Below are 17,364 nucleotides of genomic sequence, written 5' to 3' on the forward strand. Positions count from 1 at the left end.
GCGTGCGCAATGGTGATGTTCCCTCAGCGCCACTGCGCGAGCACGGTCACCGTTCCCGGGTCCACCTCGGTGAATCCCGCGTCGCGCACGGCGACCACCCGCCGCGACCGCCACGCGCCGGCGGGATCGTCGCCGGGGTGCAGGGCCTTCCACTGCCCGACTGTCGGGGTGCGAACGGCACAGGCGTAGCCGCGCTCCCCCCACGCCGCCAGTTGCTCGTCCGACAGGAGCGAGGCGAGGATCATCGTGCCGTGGCCGACCTGCGCGGCCGCCTTGCCGACGGTCATAGTGACCTCGGGGTTGAGCAGCAACAGCGGCAGGTCCCCGGCGGGCGCGCCGGGCTCGTCGGCGGGCAGATCGCTGCCGGATATCTGCAGACGCGCGATCTCCTTGGGCACATCGATCACGCGTCCCGGCACGAGCGCCCGGACTTCGGCGCCACCGACGGTCACCGTGACCCCGGGGAACTCCTGGGCGGCGATCCAGTGCGCACCACGTGCGCGCCGCGAGACCTTGCGGATGTGCCCCGACACCCAGGCGTGCACCTCGTCGTGCCACTCCCCGCCCGGCTGGGCACGCTCGTCGAGACACACCGCGAGCGCGGCCGTGGCCGCCGCCTCGAGCAGCGGGGTGCGTTCCGGTGGGGCCGCCTTCTCCATGCGCAGGATGACCGGCATCGCCCGCACCTGCTCGGGCGAGGCCTCCGGCAGTGCCGTCTCCTCCGCGGGCAGACCGAGCCAGTACGCGTAGCGGGCGGCCAGCGGCGCCAGCACGTTCATGGCCGGACGAGTTCGAGGCCGTCGGCCGCGTCGGCGGCCTCGACCTCGGCCCTGGTCACGCCGAGCACGAACAGCACGGCGTCCAGGTACGGATGCGACAACGCGGTGTCGGCGACCTCGCGTAGCGCGGGTTTGGCGTTGAAGGCGACGCCCATGCCCGCGGCCCGCAGCATGTCGATGTCGTTGGCGCCGTCGCCGACCGCCACGCACTGGGCGAGCGGGATGCCGTAGGAGTCGGCGAAGCGGCGCAACGCGACCGCCTTGCCCGCGCGGTCCACGACCTCCCCGACCACGCGGCCGGTGAGCGTGCCGTCCACGATCTCCAGTTCGTTCGCGGCGGCGAAGTCGAGGCCGAGGTCGTCCACGATCTTGTCGATGATCTTGCGGAACCCGCCGGACACGACGCCACAGCGGAACCCGAGCCGCTTCAGCGTCCGCACCGTGGTGCGCGCGCCGGGCGTGAGTGTGATGGTCTCGGCGACCTCGTCCAGCACCGAGGCGGGCAGCCCTTCGAGCAGCGCGACGCGGCGTTCGAGGGATTCGGTGAAGTTCAGCTCGCCGCGCATGGCGGCCTCGGTGATCTCGCGGACCCGCGGTTCGACGCCGGCGTGCGCCGCCAGCATCTCGATGACCTCGCCCTGGATGAGCGTCGAATCGACGTCGAACACGATGAGCCGCTTGGCCCGCCGCGCGAGCCCGGCCCGTTCCACGGCGATGTCCAGGCCGCCGGTCGAGGCGATGTCGGCCAGCGCGGCACGCAGCTGGTCGTCGGCCTGCTCGGTGTCGTGCGGCATGGACAGGTGGATCTCCAGGCCGGTGACCGGGTAGTCGGCGATCCGCCGGATCGCGTCGATGTTGGCACCCAGCCCCGCCAGGCCGCGGGCGACGTCGGTGAACGCGCGGGCGGTCAGCGGGCGGCCCAGGATCACCGCGATGTGGGTGGAACCCTGCCGGGCCGGGGCGAACGGGTCTTCGCCGATCTCGTCACCGACGCGGACCTCGACACGCATCGAAACGGTGGCCATCGCTTGTTCGACGGCCTCCTGCAGGCCCTCCGGGTCCTCGTCGACACCGACGAGGACCCCCAGCGTGAGCTGCCCGCGGATGACGACCTGCTCGACATCGAGCAGGTCGACTCCGTGCCGGGTGAGGGCGGCGAACAGAACGGAGGTGACGCCAGGTTTGTCCGGGCCAGTGGTTGTGATCAGGACAGGCGTCAAATCACTCACTGTTCGCTCGCGTTGTCCTTGTCGTGGTCGCCGGGGATGACCGCCTCGGTGAGCACCTGCGACGGGGCCTTGGCCTCGCCCTCGACCTTCGGCTTGCCGAAGAAACCGATCTCACCCTCGGTGTGCAGCCGTTCGACCATGTGCGGGTAGTGCAGTTCGAACGCGGGCCGCTCGGACCGGATCCTCGGCAGCTCGAGGAAGTTGTGCCGCGGCGGCGGGGACGTGGTCGCCCACTCCAGCGAGTTGCCGTAGCCCCACGGGTCGTCGGCGGTGATGACCTCGCCGTACCGGTAGGACTTGAACACGTTGTAGATGAACGGCAGCGTCGACGCGCCCAGGATGTAGGCGCCGATCGTGGAGATCGTGTTCAGCGTGGTGAACCCGTCGCTGGCCAGGTAGTCGGCGTACCGGCGCGGCATGCCCTCCGCACCCAGCCAGTGCTGCACGAGGAAGGTCGTGTGGAAGCCGATGAAGGTGGTCCAGAAGTGGAGCTTGCCCAGCTTCTCGTCCATCATCCGGCCGGTGATCTTCGGGAACCAGAAGTAGATCCCGGCGAAGGTCGCGAACACGATCGTGCCGTAGAGCACGTAGTGGAAGTGCGCCACCACGAAGTAGCTGTCCGACACGTGGAAGTCGATCGCGGGCGCCGCCAGCAGGATGCCGGTCAGACCACCGAAGAGGAACGTGACCAGGAAGCCGATCGAGAAGATCATCGGCGTCTCGAAGGTCAGCTGCCCCTTCCACATGGTGCCGATCCAGTTGAAGAACTTGACACCGGTCGGGACCGCGATCAGGAAGGTCATGAAGGAGAAGAACGGCAGCAGCACGGCGCCGGTGGCGTACATGTGGTGCGCCCACACCGCGACCGACAGCGCCGCGATGGACAGCGTCGCGAAGACCAGGCCCTTGTAGCCGAACACCGGCTTGCGCGAGAACACCGGGATGATCTCGGAGACGATGCCGAAGAACGGCAGCGCCACGATGTAGACCTCGGGGTGGCCGAAGAACCAGAACAGGTGCTGCCACAGGATCACGCCGCCGTTGGCGGGGTCGAAGATGTGGGCACCGATGTGCCGGTCGGCCAGCAGGCCCATCAGCGCGGCGGTCAGGATCGGGAACGCCAGCAGCACCAGGATCGACGTGATCAGGATGTTCCAGGTGAAGATCGGCATCCGGAACATGGTCATACCGGGCGCGCGCAGGCAGACGATCGTGGTGATCATGTTGACCGCGCCGAGGATGGTCCCGAGACCACCGACCGCCAGGCCCGCGATCCACATGTCGGCACCGACACCGGGCGAGTGGATGGCGTCCGAGAGCGGGGTGTAGGCGAACCAGCCGAAGTCGGCGGCGCCGCCGGGAGTGAGGAAGCCGCCGACCGCGATCAGGCCACCGAAGAGGTAGAGCCAGTAGGAGAACGCGTTGAGCCGGGGGAACGCCACGTCCGGCGAACCGATCTGCAGCGGCATGACGAAGTTCGCGAACCCGAACAGGATCGGGGTCGCGTACAGCAGCAGCATGATCGTGCCGTGCATGGTGAACAGCTGGTTGTACTGCTCTTGCGAAAGGAACTGCTGCCCCGGACGAGCGAGCTCGGTGCGGATCAGCATCGCCATCGCGCCGCCCACCATGAAGAAGGCGAACGACGTGATCAGGTACATGATGCCGATCTGCTTGTGGTCCGTCGTGCGGAACAACCGCAGCAGGAACGAACCCTTCGCCGCCTCACGCGCCGGATAGGGACGCGTTGCGATCGGCTGGGGGGCTACGGCTGTCACTCCTGCCTCCAAGACTTCAAACCTCGGTGTTGGTCATGGCCGCTACACACAGCCGATCGGATCGTATCCCCAGGCGCCGACAGGCCTGCGCACCGGATCGGAAGATCACGCGATGGAAGCCGTCCGCAGTGGCCGGCGGGCCATCCCCGAAGGCGATCTTGAGCTGCTCGAACGCGCTGGTGAGGCGGGGTTCACCGGCGTCGCGGGCGGGTCGCGAGGGTCGGCGACCGGCTGGCACGCCAGCCTGCCCGAGCGCTACTTCCGGTGTCACTGTGGCGTTTCCCACGCCGCGGGCTAGCTTGAGTTCGTGGAACGTGCTGCCTATATGACCGCTTTGCGGCGAGATGGTGCCCGTCTCGCCGATGCCGCGACCGACCTGGCCCGGCCGGTCCCGAGCTGTCCCGGCTGGAATGTCGGGGAACTGCTGTGGCACACCGGCGAGGTGCTCAACCGCTGGAGCCTGATCGCCGTCGGCGAGGCGCACCCGGAGCACTACGAGCTCCCGCCGCGGCCGCCCGCGGCGGAGCTGGTCGCCTGGTTTCGCGCGATCGTGGAGGCGGCCGCGTCCCGGCTGGAGCGCGTCGATCCGCAGCGGCCCGCGTGGACCTGGTCGTCCCAGCACGACGCCGGGTTCATCCAGCGGCGGATGGCGCACGAGGTCGCCGTGCACTGCTGGGACGCACTCGCCGCGGCCGGCCGGGACGAACCGGTCGAACGGGAGCTCGCCGCCGACGGGATCGACGAGTTCCTGGCGTTCTTCCTGCCCGAGGCGCCACCGCCCGCGTTGACGGCCGACGTTCACCTGCACACGACGGACGGCGACGGCGAATGGCTGGTCACCCCGGCGGACGGCGGGTGGCGGATCACCCGCGAGCACAGGAAGGCGGCGGTCGCGATCCGCGCAACGGCGTCGGACCTGCTGCTGTTGCTGTGGGGCCGTAAGCACGCCGGCGTCGCCCAGACCTTCGGCGACGCCGCCGCCCTGCCGTTGTTTCTCACCGGACCGGCGGTGGACTGAACCGGGCGTCCCACCAGCGCAGGATGACCTCGGTGAGCGCGTGCGGCTCCTCCAGTGGCGACATGTGGCCGACGCCGGACAGGACGGCCAGCTCGGCATCGGGCAGCACGTCGGCCATCGCGCGGGCGGCCTCGGGTGGGGTCAGGACATCCTCCTCCCCGACCACGACGAGCGCCGGGATCCGTGCCTCGGCCAGTACGTCGGCGGAATCGGGACGGGTGGCCATGGCGCGTGCGGCCCAGGCGACCCCGGACGGCGGCTGGTTGTCGATCAGGTCGCGCAGGGTGTGCACGACGTCCGGGCGCGAGGTGCGCGTCCGCTCCGCGAGCAGGTTCGGCAGCATCGATTCGGCGAGCCAGCCGGACACGCCCTCCTCGGTGGCGCGGGTCGCGATCTTGTGCCGGTTCTCGACGGCTTCGGGCGCGTCGGCGGTCATCTTGGTGTCCACGAGCACCAGCCCGGCCACGCGCTCGGGCGCCAGTCGCAGCACGGCCATGGTCAGATAGCCGCCCATCGAGCAGCCGCCGAGCACGACGCGGTCCAGTTCGAGCTTGTCCAGCAGCGCCAGCACGTCCCTGGCGGCGTCCTCGAGGCTCGGCTCGCGCTCGCTCTCGGGAAGCGGGCTGCGGCCGAGACCACGTTGATCCGGCGTGATCAGGCGTAACCGCGCCGAAAGCGGTTCACGCACCGGATTCCACATCCGGGCGTCGACGGGGAACGCGTGCAGCAGGAGCAGCGGAAGATCGGCCATGCCCGGCATTGTGCCGGGCACACGCGCTAGCGTCTCGGCGTGACCATCTTCGGCGAGATCAGGACCGCCCGGCTGTTGCTGCGCCCGCTCGTGGAGGCGGACCGGGAGACGGTCGTCGCGATCCAGACCGACCCGCGCACCAACCGGCACCATCCCGAGCGGCCGGACGCCGCCGAGAGCGAGGTCAAGTTCGACTCGTGGCTGGAGGACTGGGCCGAGCTGGGGTTCGGGTACGTCGCGGTGATCGAGGCGGCCACGCAGGCGTTCGCCGGTGTCGGCGGCGTGCAATTGCGGGAGTGGAGCGGGGAGAAGATCCTCAACCTGTACTACCGCTTCGTGCCGGAGGTGTGGGGCCGCGGGTACGCCACCGAGATGGCGCGGGCGGTGGTCTCCTGGGCGGACCGGACGCTGCCGCAGTATCCGGTACAGATCAGCGTGAACGTCGACAACGAGCCGTCACTGCGGGTCGCGAAGCGGCTGGGCTTCGACACCTACGCCGAGGCCCCCTTCGACGGCGCGCTGACCCGGCACTTCCGGCGCGGCTAGCGGCGCCGGGTCGGGCGGCGGCGTTCGCGGGCCTGCCAGCACGCGCGGTGCCAGTGCCGGCGGTCCTCGACCGAGCCCGTCTCGTCGGCGGGCCAGGCCACCACGTGCGGGACGCCCGGCTGGATCTCGTGATCGCAGCCGGGACAGCGGTAGACCTTCGTGGCCTGCGAACCGGGGACGGCCCGCACCAGCCACTCCCCGTCCGCACCGGATTCCGCTCGCGCCCAGCCCATGGCCGCCCCGACGTTCGAGGGGCGGCCACGGTCATGGCGGTTGCGGCGGGGCATGTCCCCCAAGTTATCGCGTGCGCCGGAACGTCAGTGCGACCACGAACGTGAGCGTGGCGATGATCGCCGACGCGACGAACGCCGTCGTCATTCCGGACACCATGATCTCCTCCGGTGTCCCGGTCGCCGACCTGGTCGCCGAGCCGAACACGGTCACCAGGATCGCGAGCCCGAGCGTGGCGCCGGTCTGCTGCATCGTCTGCAGCACTCCCCCGGCGGCCCCCGCGTCCGCCGGCGGCACCGTCGCCATGATGATCACGTTCAGCGGCGAGAACGCCAGCCCCATGCCCAGCCCCATGAGGATCATCGGCACGAACAGCAGCGGGAAGTAGCCGCTGCCCGCGGACAGCTGGGTCAGCAGCACGACCCCGGCGATCATGCACGCCGTTCCCACCAGCGCGGTCGGTTTCGGACCGAACCTCGGCAGCACCCGCGGGATGAAGCGGCTCGTCGCGAACACCAGCAGCGCCATCGGCAGGAAGGCGAAACCGGTGCCCAGCGCGCTCATTCCGCGCACGTCCTGCAGGTACTGCGTCAGGAAGAAGAACATCGACATGCCGGCCATCGGCCCGAGGAAGAAGTTGACGTAGGCCGCGGCCCGGTTTCGGTCGGCGAACAGGCGCAGTGGCAACAGCGGCTGCGGTGCCCGCGTCTCGATCGCGAGGAACACGGCGACGAGCACGGCGCCCACCGCGAGCGAGACCAGGGTGGCCGGCTCGCCCCAGCCGTCGGCGGCGGCCCGGATGAAGCCGTACACGATCGCCGCGACCCCGGCCGTCGCGGTGAAGGCGCCCGGCAGGTCCAGGCGCGCCGGGCGGCGTTCGGGTTCGCGCAGGAAACGCGTGGCCAACACCACGACGGCGACGCCGAACGGCACGTTGATGAACAGCACCCACCGCCAGGAAAGCCATTCGGTGAGCAGGCCGCCGAGGATGAGGCCGACGGCGAAACCGGCGCTGGACATGCCGGAGAACCAGGCCAGCGCGCGCAGCCGCGCCTTCTGTTCGGTGAACGTGGTGGTCAGCAACGCGAGGGTGCTGGGACCGGCCATGGCCGAGCCGAGTCCTTGCGCGATGCGGGCGGCGATGAGCCAGGCGGACGATTCGGCGAGCCCGCCGGCCAGCGAGGCCGTGGTGAACAGCGCCGTACCCGCGATGAACAGGCGGCGCCTGCCGAACAGGTCCCCGGCTCGGCCACCGAGCAGCAGCAGGCCGCCGAAGACGAGCGTGTAGGCGTTGATCACCCAGGACAGTGCCGTCGCGTCGAACCCGAGGTCGGCCTGGATCCTCGGCAGCGCCACGTTCATCACGGTGATGTCGAGAACGATCATCAACTGACAGGCCAGCAACGTGGCCAGGACTATGCCGGAGCGCGCTGGCCGGACGTGCTGACCGGCCGCTGTGGCGTTCGCGGGCAGGGTTGTCTCAGACAAGAAGTCTCCATGGATGCGACAAGTTAAGCGGACAGAGTCTCCGCTTCCATGGAGCTATCATATGGACAACGTCTCCGGTTATGCAACACTATCCGGAGAATCCGTCCGTTTCCAGTGGAGGGGCCTGTGGGATCACCGTCGACGCCGCGGCCGCTGCGGGCCGACGCCCGCCGCAACTACGAGCGGATCCTGGCCGTCGCCCGCGAGGCCTTCGCCGAAGACGGGCCGGACACGCCCCTGGACGACATCGCGCGCAGGGCGGGCGTCGGCGCCGGCACCCTCTACCGGCGCTTCCCGAGCCGCGAGGCGCTGATCGAGGCCGTCTACCGGGCCGACATCGAGGAACTCAGCGCCGAGGCACACGACCTGGTCGAGAAGCTCCCGCCCGAGGAGGCGCTCGCCGCGTGGCTGCGCGCACAGGTCGCGTTCGTCACCCGCAAACGCGGCCTCGCGACGACACTGAAAGCCGCGATAGACAAGGACTCGGAGACCTTCACCCTGTGCCGGACGCTGATCACCGACGCGGCCGCCGCGGTGCTGAAGCCGGCTCAGGAGGCGGGCAAGGTGCGCGCCGACGTCGAGCCGAGGGATGTACTGCGGATGGGACACGCGATCGGGCTCGCGTGCGAGGCCTCGCCGGACGCGGTCGAGCGTCTGCTGGCCGTCATGCTCGACGGGCTGCGGCGGCCGGACGGCGATCAGCGACCGTAGGCCAGCGCCAGCGGAACGAGCTGTTCGGCCGTCGTGAGCGAGCCGTGCTGACCGATGAGCCCGGACTCGATCGGCTCGGCGGTCCGGCGCACCATCCCGAAGCCGCCCCGGGCGGCGGCGACCACGTCGCCGATGCGCGGGCGCACGGTGTCGCTGACCTTCGGCCCGAACCAGCCCGCCGCGATCGCCTCCTCGCGCGTGGCCACCCACGCCCGGTCGCCCATCTCGGCCCGCCACGCCGCGAGCACGTCGCCAGTCGCACCGTCCTCGGCGTACACGTGCCGGGCGCGGGCTTCGCCGGCGAGCGTGCGCACCCCGTCGAGCAGCCCGGGTGTGGCGTCGAGGTCGAGCGTGTCCTCGATGGTGACCATGCCGTGATCGGCCACGACGGCGAGCAGCCGGCCCGGCGGCAGAGCGTCCACAATGGACTCAACGAGCCGGTCGACCTGGCGCAGCTGCATACGCCACGCGGTCGTGCCCGGCCCGTACAGGTGGCCGACCTGGTCGAGCTGGCTGTGGTAGGCGTAGCAGAAGCCCGGCGTTTCGGTGAGCACGTCGAGCACGGACGCGGCCAGGTCGCCGAGCGCGTACACCCCGACGTAACGCCCGCCGCGCTGTACGGCGCGGGTCAGTGCGGACCTGCGGAACTGCGCCTCCGACACGACGGTCGCCGTGATCCCGGCTTCGGTGGCCCGCTCGAACGTCGTCGGCAGCGGCTGGACGTCCTCCGGCCGGGCTCGCTCCCGCAGGTCGGGCCCGCCGGGATGGGCGCACCAGCGCAGCGCGTTGAGCACGCCCGCGCCGGGCACCTCGAAGGTGTAGCCCGCCATGCCGTGCTCCCCGGAGGCCACGCCGGTGCCGATCGCGGCGAGGCCCGCCACCGTGGTGGCCGGGTAGCCGACCTGCAGCGGGGAGCGGGACAGCCCGGCCAGGACCGGGGCGTCGGCGGCGTAGGTGTCGAGCAGTTCCCAGCCGAGCCCGTCGACGAGCAGGACGCACGCGCCGGCGACGGGCTGGATGCCGAGCGTTTCGGGGAACTCGCGCGCGCCGAGCGCCGCGAGCACGGAGGGGACGACCTGGGCCAGATGCGGGCGGTTCAACGGCGTTGGCAGATCCACGCCCCCAGCTTGGCAGGGACCACACCGGATCCGCGATTCCTGAGCGATAATCGGAACATGCCGACCTACGCATACCGCTGCCGCGAGTGCACCGGCACCTTCGAGGTGAACCGGCCGATGAGCGAGTCCAGCACGCCCGCGCCCTGCCCCGAGGGCCACACCGACACGGTCAAGCTGCTCACCACCGTCTCGCTCACCGGTTCCGCCTCCGCCCCGATGCCCCAGGGCGGCGGATGCTGCGGCGGCGCCTGCGGCTGCGGGAACTGACCCCGGCACCGCAGGCGAAGCCGGGCGTTACGTGTAGTCCTTGAAGCCCTTGCCGGTCTTGCGGCCCAGCCTGCCCGCGGTGACCAGGTGTTCCAGCAGCGGGGCGGGAGCGAAACCCTCTTCGCGGAACTCGTTGAACAGGGTCCGTTCGATGGCCAGCGACACGTCCAGTCCGACGACGTCCAGCAGCTCGAACGGGCCCATCGGCAGGCCACAGCCCACCTTCATGGCGGTGTCGATGTCGTTCGCCTGCGCGTAGTGGGCCTCCAGCATCTTCACCGCGTCGTTGAGGTACGGGAACAGCAACGCGTTGACGATGAAACCCGCCCGGTCGCCACAGTGCACGGGGTGCTTGCCCAGCGCCGCGCACAACGAGTGCGCGGTGGCGACGACGTCCGGCGCGGTGGCGATCGTGTGCACGACCTCGACGAGTTTCATCACCGGCGCGGGGTTGAAGAAGTGCAGGCCCAGCACGTCCGACGGGCGGCCGGTCGCGGCGGCGCATTCGATCACCGGTAGCGACGAGGTGGTGGTCGCCAGGATCGCGCCCGGCCGGACCACGGCGTCCAGAGCGGCGAAGACCTCCTGTTTGACACCGAGTTCCTCCGCGACGGCCTCGACCACGAGGTCCACATCGGACAGGTCCGCGAACTCCGTCACCGGGCGCACACGGGCCAGTGCCGAGGCGGCGTCGGCTTCGCTCAACCGTCCCTTCGACACCGCCCTGCCCAGCGATTTGCCCACCTTCGCCACCGCGGCCTCGGCCTTCTCCGCGGTCCGGGCACGCAGGACGACCTCGTAACCCTTCTTGGCGAACACCTCCACGATCCCGGTCGCCATCGTGCCCGTGCCGACGACGCCGACCTTGCGGATCTCACGTTCCCCGGCCTCCCCCGCCGGCGACGTGGACGGCACGGCGTCGACCACCACCGGCGAGTCGGGACCGTCGTAGGTGTAGAAGCCCCGGCCGCTCTTCCGGCCGAGCAGCCCCGCTGTGATCATCTGCTTCAGCAGCGGTGCCGGAGCATGCAGCCGGTTGCGCGACTGGTGATACATCGAGTCGAGGATCTCGTAGGCGGTGTCCAGCCCGATCAGGTCGAGCAGCGCGAGCGGCCCCATCGGGTAACCGCAGCCGAACCGCATCGCCGCGTCGAGGTCCTCGCGGGTGGCGTAGCGCTGCTCGAACATGCGCACCGCGTGGTTGAGGTACCCGAACAGCAGCGCGTTGGCGATGAACCCGGCACGGTCACCGATCACGACCGGCGTTTTGCCCAGCCGCTCCGCGAAGGCCACGACCTCGGTGATCACGTCGGGTTCGGTGACGACGGTGCGCACGATCTCGACGAGTTTGAGCACCGGCGCCGGATTGAAGAAATGCATCCCGACGACCTTGCCGGGGCGGGCGGTGTGCACGCCGATCTCGGTGACCGACAGCGAGGACGTGTTGGACGCGAACACGGCCTCCGGCTTGACGATCTTGTCCAGCTGCGCGAAGACCTCGGCCTTCAGCTCGAGGCTTTCCGGCACCGCCTCGATGACGAGATCGACTTCGGCGAGATCGGAGAGCGCGGTCGTGTACGTGACGCGCCCGAGCAGTTCGGCACGTCCCTCCGCGTCGAGTTTGCCTCCGGAAAGCGCCCGTTCGGTGGAACGTTCGAGGTGCTCGCGACCGCGTGCGACGCCCGCCGCGTCCAGTTCGACGCCCACCACGCGCAGGCCGCTGCGCGCCAGGACTTCGGCGATGCCGGAGCCCATCGTGCCGAGCCCGACCACTCCCACACTCACGATGCCACGTGTCATGACCCGGCCCTCCGTTGGGTTACCCGGCGGTAATGTCCATAGATGGTGACATGCCGGAGGGCCGAGGGCACGACGGAATCGAGTCAGTGCGAATCGGGGACGGCGTTACTCGTCGAAATTCCGCTCGACCAGGTCCGTGACCTTCCGCAGCGCCTGCGCCGCCTGCGCACCCCGGGCCCGCACCTCGATCCGGTCGCCCTTGCGCGCGCCGAGCGACATCAGGGCGAGCACGCTGTGCGCGTCGGCCTCCTGCTCGCCGAGTGCCACGCTGACGTCGGCGTCGAACCCGGCGAGGCTGCGGGCGAGCAGCGCGGCCGGCCGCGCGTGCAGTCCGACGTCGTTGCTCAGCACCAGTTCCACGCTGTCGGCACCCTCGCCGACCGAGGGCTCCTCCCCCAGATCCGGCGCTCCCGCGGAGGCGGCCGCCGCGACGACCGCGGCCCGGTCCGCCCCGCCCTGCGCGGCCACGGCCGCGGCGACCGCGCCCTCGACGAACGGCGCGTCCGCGACCACCGCAGCCTCGGGATCGGCCAGGGATTCCACGGCGAGTTCGGCGGTCATCCGTGCGCTGCCGAGGTCGTAGAGCAGCACCACGCCCTGGCCGGATTCGGCGCGCTGGACGGCCGCGACCACCGAGTCGTAGTCGGTGCCGATGCCACCCTCGGCGAGCCCGCCCGCCGGAACGATCCGCACGTCCGGCGCCATCTGCTCGGCCACTTCGGCGAGCCCCTGCGCGAGCTTCGCGCTGTGCGACACCAGGACGAGGCCGACACTCATCGGGCGGCCTCCGCGAGCGCGCGCAGGATCAACGCCGTGGAACGGGCCCCTGGATCCATGTGCCCGGCACTGCGCTCGCCGAGATAGGACGCCCTGCCCTTGCGCGCCACCAGGTCCACAGTGGACTCCGCGCCGCTCGCGGCCGCGTCGGCGGCCGCGGTCAGGACCGCCGCGATGTCGGCGCCTTCGGTCTCGGCCGCCTTCTCCGCCGCCGCGACCGCGGGAAGCAGCGCGTCCACCATGGTCTTGTCCTGTTCGACGGCCTTCCCGCGCGCCTGCACGCCTTCCAGTGCCGCCTTGAGCGCGGCGACCACGTCCGGCACCTCGGCGGCGCCGATCTTCGCGGACGCACGCAGGAATCCCGTACCGTACAAGGGACCTGCCGCGCCGCCGACCTTCGAGATCAGCGTGGTCGCGGCGAGCTTCAGCACGGCGGCGGGCTCCGCGGGCACCTGTGAGTCCAAACTGGACACCACAGCGGTGAAGCCGCGCTTCATGTTCTCGCCGTGGTCGGCGTCGCCGATGGCCCGGTCCAGCTCGACCAGTTCGTCGCGGTGCTCGCTGATCACGTCCGCCACGGCACGCAGCGCCTCCGCGACCCCGTTCGCGGTGCAGCCCATGGTTCAGACCCTCCAGCGCAGTGCCGCGGTGTTGACCGGCGCGTCCCACAGCTCGGTCAGCTCGTCGTCCAGTTTCAGCAAGGTGATGCTGATGCCCTGCATCTCCAGGCTCGTGATGTACGGGCCCACCAGCCTGCGCTCGACCGTGATCCCGCGCTCGGCGAGCAGCCGCTCGGCGATGCCGTGTGCGAGATACAGCTCGATCTGCGGGGTGCCGCCCATAGAGTTCGTGAACAGCAGCACCCGGTCCCCGCTGGTGAACGGCAGATCCTCGGTCACCGCGCCGATCATCCGCGCTACGAGCGCGTCGGCGGGTTCGGCCGGGATCCGCTCACGCCCGGGTTCGCCGTGGATGCCGATGCCGAACTCGATCTCGTCGTCGGCCAGCTCGAAACTCGGCGATCCGACGTGCGGCACGGTGGGCGCGGTGAGCGCGACACCGATCGAGCGCACCTGCCCGATCACCTTGCGCGCCAGTGCTTCCACCGCGTCGAGCGAGTCGCCACGCTCGGCGGCCGCACCGGTGATCTTCTCCAGCAGCACCGTGCCACCGACGCCGCGACGGCCGGCGGTGAACGTCGAGTCGGCGACCGCGACGTCGTCGTCGATCACGACGCTGCGCACGTCGAGCCCGTCGGCGGCGGCCAGCTCACCGGCGGTCTCGAAGTTGAGCACGTCGCCGGTGTAGTTCTTGACGATCAGCAACGCACCCGCGTCGCCGGTGGTCGCCTTGACCGCGGCCTCGACGGCATCGGGGGTCGGTGACGTGAACACCGCGCCCGGAACGGCCGCGTCGAGCATCCCGGCGCCGACGAATCCGCCGTGCAGCGGCTCGTGCCCGGATCCACCGCCGGAGACGACGGCGACCTTTCCGGCGACGGGCGCGTCCGCGCGGATGACGACGTGCGGGTCGTACTCGACGCGCACCAGATCGGCGTGCGCCGCGGCCAGCCCCCGCAGGGACTCGGTGACCACGTCAGCCGGATCATTGATGATCTTCTTCATTCGGCCCGCCTTTCCACTACGCGCGCGGCAGCTTCGGTAGCAACGACTTCACCACGGTTTGCGTCTTGCCGCACGCGTCGTCGTTGCCGGCATCGTCGTGATAGTTGTTGTACTGGAAGGAGACGACCTCGCCCCGACCGTCCCGGGCCGGCAGGTGCAGCCATGTGATGGTGCACCGTTTGCCCGCGTTGGTCTCCAGCTTCTGATACCCCGTCAGCCCGCCACCGAGATCGATCTGATCGCCGTCTTGAGTGGACGGTGCCAAGGCCGTGTCGTACTCCAGATATCCGGAAGCCAGGCCGCCGGACCAGGAACATCCGTGCAGCCCGTACACCGACTTCTTCGAGCCGCGGCCCAGCGCGCCGGTGATCGTCGAGTCCTCGACGACGGTACAGAAATCGACCGCGACCAGCGACCCCGCCGGCTGCGCGACCCTCGGCGGGTTGGTGTGCAGGCGCTGCAGCACCTCCTGCAGCGCGGTCCGGCCCGCGCCGCAGGCGTCACCGCCCGGGTAGTTCACGTGCACGGTCATCGCGAGACTGTCGCTCTTGTCGGTGATCGCGGCGGCGTCACAGCCGCCGTTGTCGTCGTTGACCTCCAGCGGAAGACCCTCGATCGTGCCGGTGACCTGGGCGTTGATCGCGAGGTCCGCGAGCTGCAGGTCGAGCGAGATCTTCTTGCCGCCCGCGTCGACGACGTCGACGCCGCATTCGCCGAGTTTGAACACGTCCGCGCTGTGCGGATCGACCTTGCCCAGCCCGGCCAGGGTGTTCGCGTCGAGCAGGGCGCAGGTGTCGATCGTGCGCAGGTTGGCCACCGACACCGCTTCGTCGTTCACCGGGCCGGCCGCCGGCGACGCGGAGATCGTCGTGCGGGGAAAGTTCTGCTTGGCGAGGTCTGGACCGCACGCCGCCGTGAGCGCAACGGCGAGGCCGATCACGGCGACACGAGCAGGAGAAGGCACGCCTGCACGGTAGCCGGACCGGCCTCGCCGTATGAGCTGAACCTGGCTATTCGCTCGCGGGGGGCTCGTCGGGCACCCGGATCGGGCGAACGAGCGCCCACAGCACGAACAGTGCCGTGAACACCAGCATTCCGATACCCGCCCACAGGTTGATGTTGACGCCGCCGGCCCGGTCGATCTCGGCCTTCGGGGTGACGGCCGCGCCCATGATGGTGAGCACGAGACCGTAGACGCCGGTGAGCAGAGCGATGATGTAGCGGATATCGAACGCGCCCGCCTTGTGCGTGCGAGTGGATTCGCTTGCCATGACGTCTCCTAGAAGGCGATGTTCAGCAGGATGGTGATGATCAGTGCGATACCGGCGAGCAGACCGGGCCTGCGGTACCAGCCGGCGTCTTCACCGATCGTCGAGGCCTTCAGCGACTCGCGCGGGGTGAGCGAGTAGACCAGACCCACCAGCTCCTCCTTCGGCTTCGGCTTGGTCGCGTAGGTGACCAGGACGCTGACCACGATGTCGACCACGAAGGCCGCGATCGCCGCGACGAAGCTGGCACCCTGACCGGGCAGGCTGATCACGCCACCCTTGTTGAGCCCGAACACCGTGATCGCCGACGCGGTACCGAGCACCAGGCCCGACCAGCCGGCGTGCGGCGTCATCCGCTTCCAGAACATGCCGAGGATGAACGTGGCGAACAGCGGCGCGTTGAAGAAGGAGAACAGCGTCTGCAGGTAGTCCATCAGGTTCGAGTACGTCGAAGCGATGAACGCGGTGCCGATCGCGAGGATGGTGGCGATCGCCGTGACCACCCTGCCCAGGCCGAGGTAGTAGCCGTCCGGCTCGTCCTTCTTGACGTAGGCCTGCCAGATGTCGTACGTGAACACGGTGTTGAAGGCGGACAGGTTCGCCGCCATACCGGCCATGAACGAGGCGAGCAGGCCCGCGATCGCGATGCCGAGCATGCCGTTGGGCAGCAGGTCGCGCATGAGCAGCAGGAGCGCGTCGTTGAACGTCGCACCGCTGGGCGCGCCGTTGCCCGCCATGAGCGCTTCCTTGTTCTGGCCCATCAGCTCGGTGACGGTGACCGCGGCGATCATGCCGGGGATGATCACGATGAAGGGCACGAACATCTTCGGGAACGCGCCGATGATCGGGGTGCGCTGCGCGGCCGACATGCTCTTGGACGCCATCGCGCGCTGGACCTCCACGAAGTTGGTGGTCCAGTAACCGAAGGAGAGCACGAAGCCGAGGCCGAAGACCAGGCCGAGCACCGACAGGAAGTTGCTGCCGAAGCCGGTGAGCTGGTTACCCGGCCAGGAGTGCAGCTGCTCGGCGCCGCCGGGGCCGCCGCTGATCTTGTCGACCAGGCCCTGCCAGCCGCCGACCTTGTACAGCCCGACGATCGTGAGCGGCAGCAGCGCGGCGACGATGACGAAGAACTGCAGCACCTCGTTGTAGATCGCCGCGGACAGGCCACCGAGCGCGGTGTAGGTCAGCACGATCACGGCCGCGACGATGATCGAGACCCACAGCGGCCAGCCCAGCAGCAGGTTCACCACGTTGGCCAGCAGGTACAGGTTCGCGCCCGCGATGAGGATCTGCGCCAGCGCGAAGCTGAGGCCGTTGACCAGGTGGGCGGGTTTGCCGAAGCGGCGGAGCATGAACTCCGGGACGCTGCGGACCTTGGAGCCGTAGTAGAACGGCATCATCACGACGCCGAGGAACAGCATCGCGGGGATCGCGCCGATCCAGAAGTAGTGCGCGGTCGGCAGGCCGTACTGGGCGCCGTTGGCGGACATACCCATGACCTCGACCGCGCCGAGGTTCGCCGAGATGAAGGCCAGACCGGTCACCCACGCGGGAAGCGAGCGGCCGGAGAGGAAGAAGTCGAGACTGGTCGACACCTGCCTTCTGGCGAGATAGCCGATGCCGAGCACCAGCACGAAGTAGAACGCGAGCAACACGTAGTCGATCGCATTCGCATCAAGTCGCAGGTTCGCTGCGGCTAGGACATGCACCGGTGCACCTCCACGAGTCAACACCATTCAACAAGAAACACCACGATCAAGGTGACGAGCGCACATTACTACCTGGTATTCGACAGGGGAATGTCACCTGGGGCGCCTTGTCCATCTTGAGATGAAGTCAGTGACAAGCCAACCGCGCCGCGTGACCGGCGGCAACTCGAGGGCGCACGGCACGGCGGCCGCGCCTGGCGAGGACGTGCCATGCGATGCCGCGAGAGGGCCCCTCGCGGCGGGTGCGCAAACCGGGCGGCGGCTCG

Annotated in this window: 19 protein-coding genes; 5 read left to right on the forward strand and 14 right to left on the reverse strand. The window is 69.7% G+C overall.

Annotation, left to right across the window (positions count from 1 at the left end):
* Positions 1–23 precede the first annotated feature (23 nt).
* From HFP15_RS18345 to ctaD, 3 genes are read right to left on the reverse strand one after another with little or no spacing between them, the layout of a single operon-like run.
* The gene (locus tag HFP15_RS18345) at positions 24–779 is read right to left on the reverse strand and encodes a peptidyl-tRNA hydrolase (protein ID WP_168517189.1); all 756 of its coding nucleotides are present in this window, start codon (positions 777–779) and stop codon (positions 24–26) included.
* The gene (gene serB / locus HFP15_RS18350; RefSeq protein ID WP_168517354.1) at positions 776–1,999 is read right to left on the reverse strand and encodes a phosphoserine phosphatase SerB; all 1,224 of its coding nucleotides are present in this window, start codon (positions 1,997–1,999) and stop codon (positions 776–778) included. Before serB ends, HFP15_RS18345 begins: the two co-directional genes overlap by 4 nt.
* A gap of 5 nt (positions 2,000–2,004) precedes the next feature.
* Positions 2,005–3,786, reverse strand: coding sequence for an aa3-type cytochrome oxidase subunit I (gene ctaD / locus HFP15_RS18355; protein ID WP_168517191.1), 1,782 nt, complete (start codon positions 3,784–3,786; stop codon positions 2,005–2,007).
* 112 nt (positions 3,787–3,898) lie between these two features.
* On the opposite strand from ctaD, the gene HFP15_RS18360 reads away from it, so the two are divergent.
* Together HFP15_RS18360 and HFP15_RS18365 are read left to right on the forward strand one after the other, a co-directional pair.
* The gene (locus HFP15_RS18360) at positions 3,899–4,084 is read left to right on the forward strand and encodes a hypothetical protein (protein WP_168517193.1); all 186 of its coding nucleotides are present in this window, start codon (positions 3,899–3,901) and stop codon (positions 4,082–4,084) included.
* A 27-nt stretch (positions 4,085–4,111) separates the two neighbouring features.
* The gene (locus tag HFP15_RS18365; RefSeq protein WP_210717430.1) at positions 4,112–4,804 is read left to right on the forward strand and encodes a maleylpyruvate isomerase family mycothiol-dependent enzyme; all 693 of its coding nucleotides are present in this window, start codon (positions 4,112–4,114) and stop codon (positions 4,802–4,804) included.
* On the opposite strand, the gene HFP15_RS18370 is transcribed toward HFP15_RS18365, so the two are convergent.
* Positions 4,782–5,555, reverse strand: a complete 774-nt coding sequence (locus HFP15_RS18370) for an alpha/beta fold hydrolase (RefSeq protein ID WP_168517197.1) — start codon at positions 5,553–5,555, stop codon at positions 4,782–4,784. The two genes, HFP15_RS18365 and HFP15_RS18370, sit on opposite strands and share 23 nt — an antisense overlap.
* Positions 5,556–5,594: 39 nt before the next feature.
* Between HFP15_RS18370 and HFP15_RS18375 the strand changes: the two genes are divergently transcribed.
* Positions 5,595–6,101 carry a GNAT family N-acetyltransferase gene (locus HFP15_RS18375; RefSeq protein ID WP_168517200.1) on the forward strand — a complete coding sequence of 169 codons (507 nt, stop codon included), beginning with the start codon at positions 5,595–5,597 and terminating at the stop codon, positions 6,099–6,101.
* On the opposite strand, the gene HFP15_RS18380 is transcribed toward HFP15_RS18375, so the two are convergent.
* Both HFP15_RS18380 and HFP15_RS18385 read right to left on the reverse strand, forming a co-directional pair.
* Positions 6,098–6,388, reverse strand: coding sequence for an Rv1322 family protein (locus tag HFP15_RS18380; RefSeq protein WP_168517202.1), 291 nt, complete (start codon positions 6,386–6,388; stop codon positions 6,098–6,100). The genes HFP15_RS18375 and HFP15_RS18380 overlap by 4 nt on opposite strands.
* A gap of 10 nt (positions 6,389–6,398) precedes the next feature.
* Positions 6,399–7,820 carry an MFS transporter gene (locus tag HFP15_RS18385; protein WP_246271821.1) on the reverse strand — a complete coding sequence of 474 codons (1,422 nt, stop codon included), beginning with the start codon at positions 7,818–7,820 and terminating at the stop codon, positions 6,399–6,401.
* A gap of 126 nt (positions 7,821–7,946) precedes the next feature.
* On the opposite strand from HFP15_RS18385, the gene HFP15_RS18390 reads away from it, so the two are divergent.
* Positions 7,947–8,531 (forward strand): TetR/AcrR family transcriptional regulator, encoded by a 585-nt coding sequence (locus tag HFP15_RS18390; protein ID WP_312871640.1) that lies wholly within the window; start codon positions 7,947–7,949, stop codon positions 8,529–8,531.
* Here HFP15_RS18390 and HFP15_RS18395 read toward each other — a convergent pair.
* Positions 8,519–9,649 (reverse strand): alkaline phosphatase family protein, encoded by a 1,131-nt coding sequence (locus HFP15_RS18395; RefSeq protein ID WP_168517206.1) that lies wholly within the window; start codon positions 9,647–9,649, stop codon positions 8,519–8,521. The genes HFP15_RS18390 and HFP15_RS18395 overlap by 13 nt on opposite strands.
* A gap of 57 nt (positions 9,650–9,706) precedes the next feature.
* Here HFP15_RS18395 and HFP15_RS18400 point away from each other — a divergent pair, with 57 nt between their 5' ends.
* Positions 9,707–9,916, forward strand: a complete 210-nt coding sequence (locus tag HFP15_RS18400; protein WP_168517208.1) for an FmdB family zinc ribbon protein — start codon at positions 9,707–9,709, stop codon at positions 9,914–9,916.
* A gap of 27 nt (positions 9,917–9,943) precedes the next feature.
* Here the strand turns inward: HFP15_RS18400 and HFP15_RS18405 are convergent, their stop codons facing one another.
* From HFP15_RS18405 to HFP15_RS18435, 7 genes are all read right to left on the reverse strand, one after another.
* Positions 9,944–11,716, reverse strand: coding sequence for a 3-hydroxyacyl-CoA dehydrogenase family protein (locus HFP15_RS18405; RefSeq protein WP_168517210.1), 1,773 nt, complete (start codon positions 11,714–11,716; stop codon positions 9,944–9,946).
* A 105-nt stretch (positions 11,717–11,821) separates the two neighbouring features.
* Positions 11,822–12,493, reverse strand: coding sequence for a dihydroxyacetone kinase phosphoryl donor subunit DhaM (gene dhaM / locus HFP15_RS18410; protein WP_168517212.1), 672 nt, complete (start codon positions 12,491–12,493; stop codon positions 11,822–11,824).
* Positions 12,490–13,113 (reverse strand): dihydroxyacetone kinase subunit DhaL, encoded by a 624-nt coding sequence (gene dhaL, locus HFP15_RS18415; RefSeq protein ID WP_168517214.1) that lies wholly within the window; start codon positions 13,111–13,113, stop codon positions 12,490–12,492. Before dhaL ends, dhaM begins: the two co-directional genes overlap by 4 nt.
* 3 nt (positions 13,114–13,116) lie before the next feature.
* Positions 13,117–14,118, reverse strand: coding sequence for a dihydroxyacetone kinase subunit DhaK (gene dhaK, locus HFP15_RS18420; RefSeq protein ID WP_168517216.1), 1,002 nt, complete (start codon positions 14,116–14,118; stop codon positions 13,117–13,119).
* Between the two features lie 16 nt (positions 14,119–14,134).
* The gene (locus tag HFP15_RS18425; RefSeq protein WP_168517218.1) at positions 14,135–15,082 is read right to left on the reverse strand and encodes a DUF3558 domain-containing protein; all 948 of its coding nucleotides are present in this window, start codon (positions 15,080–15,082) and stop codon (positions 14,135–14,137) included.
* A gap of 46 nt (positions 15,083–15,128) precedes the next feature.
* Positions 15,129–15,389, reverse strand: coding sequence for a hypothetical protein (locus HFP15_RS18430; RefSeq protein ID WP_168517220.1), 261 nt, complete (start codon positions 15,387–15,389; stop codon positions 15,129–15,131).
* An 8-nt stretch (positions 15,390–15,397) separates the two neighbouring features.
* Positions 15,398–17,098 carry a sodium:solute symporter family protein gene (locus tag HFP15_RS18435; protein WP_168517222.1) on the reverse strand — a complete coding sequence of 567 codons (1,701 nt, stop codon included), beginning with the start codon at positions 17,096–17,098 and terminating at the stop codon, positions 15,398–15,400.
* Positions 17,099–17,364 lie beyond the last annotated feature (266 nt).

It is taken from the genome of Amycolatopsis acididurans (assembly GCF_012328925.1).
GTDB lineage: Bacteria > Actinomycetota > Actinomycetes > Mycobacteriales > Pseudonocardiaceae > Amycolatopsis_E > Amycolatopsis_E acididurans.

What these genes read in the sequence shown, in the direction of transcription:
- HFP15_RS18370 (WP_168517197.1), bottom strand. Translation starts at nt 5,555, where the DNA reads ATGGCCGATCTTCCGCTGCTCCTGCTGCACGCGTTCCCCGTCGACGCC.
- HFP15_RS18365 (WP_210717430.1), top strand. Translation starts at nt 4,112, where the DNA reads ATGACCGCTTTGCGGCGAGATGGTGCCCGTCTCGCCGATGCCGCGACC.
- HFP15_RS18380 (WP_168517202.1), bottom strand. Translation starts at nt 6,388, where the DNA reads ATGCCCCGCCGCAACCGCCATGACCGTGGCCGCCCCTCGAACGTCGGG.
- HFP15_RS18430 (WP_168517220.1), bottom strand. Translation starts at nt 15,389, where the DNA reads ATGGCAAGCGAATCCACTCGCACGCACAAGGCGGGCGCGTTCGATATC.
- dhaL (WP_168517214.1), bottom strand. Translation starts at nt 13,113, where the DNA reads ATGGGCTGCACCGCGAACGGGGTCGCGGAGGCGCTGCGTGCCGTGGCG.
- dhaK (WP_168517216.1), bottom strand. Translation starts at nt 14,118, where the DNA reads ATGAAGAAGATCATCAATGATCCGGCTGACGTGGTCACCGAGTCCCTG.
- HFP15_RS18405 (WP_168517210.1), bottom strand. Translation starts at nt 11,716, where the DNA reads ATGACACGTGGCATCGTGAGTGTGGGAGTGGTCGGGCTCGGCACGATG.
- HFP15_RS18360 (WP_168517193.1), top strand. Translation starts at nt 3,899, where the DNA reads ATGGAAGCCGTCCGCAGTGGCCGGCGGGCCATCCCCGAAGGCGATCTT.
- dhaM (WP_168517212.1), bottom strand. Translation starts at nt 12,493, where the DNA reads ATGAGTGTCGGCCTCGTCCTGGTGTCGCACAGCGCGAAGCTCGCGCAG.
- HFP15_RS18400 (WP_168517208.1), top strand. Translation starts at nt 9,707, where the DNA reads ATGCCGACCTACGCATACCGCTGCCGCGAGTGCACCGGCACCTTCGAG.
- HFP15_RS18345 (WP_168517189.1), bottom strand. Translation starts at nt 779, where the DNA reads ATGAACGTGCTGGCGCCGCTGGCCGCCCGCTACGCGTACTGGCTCGGT.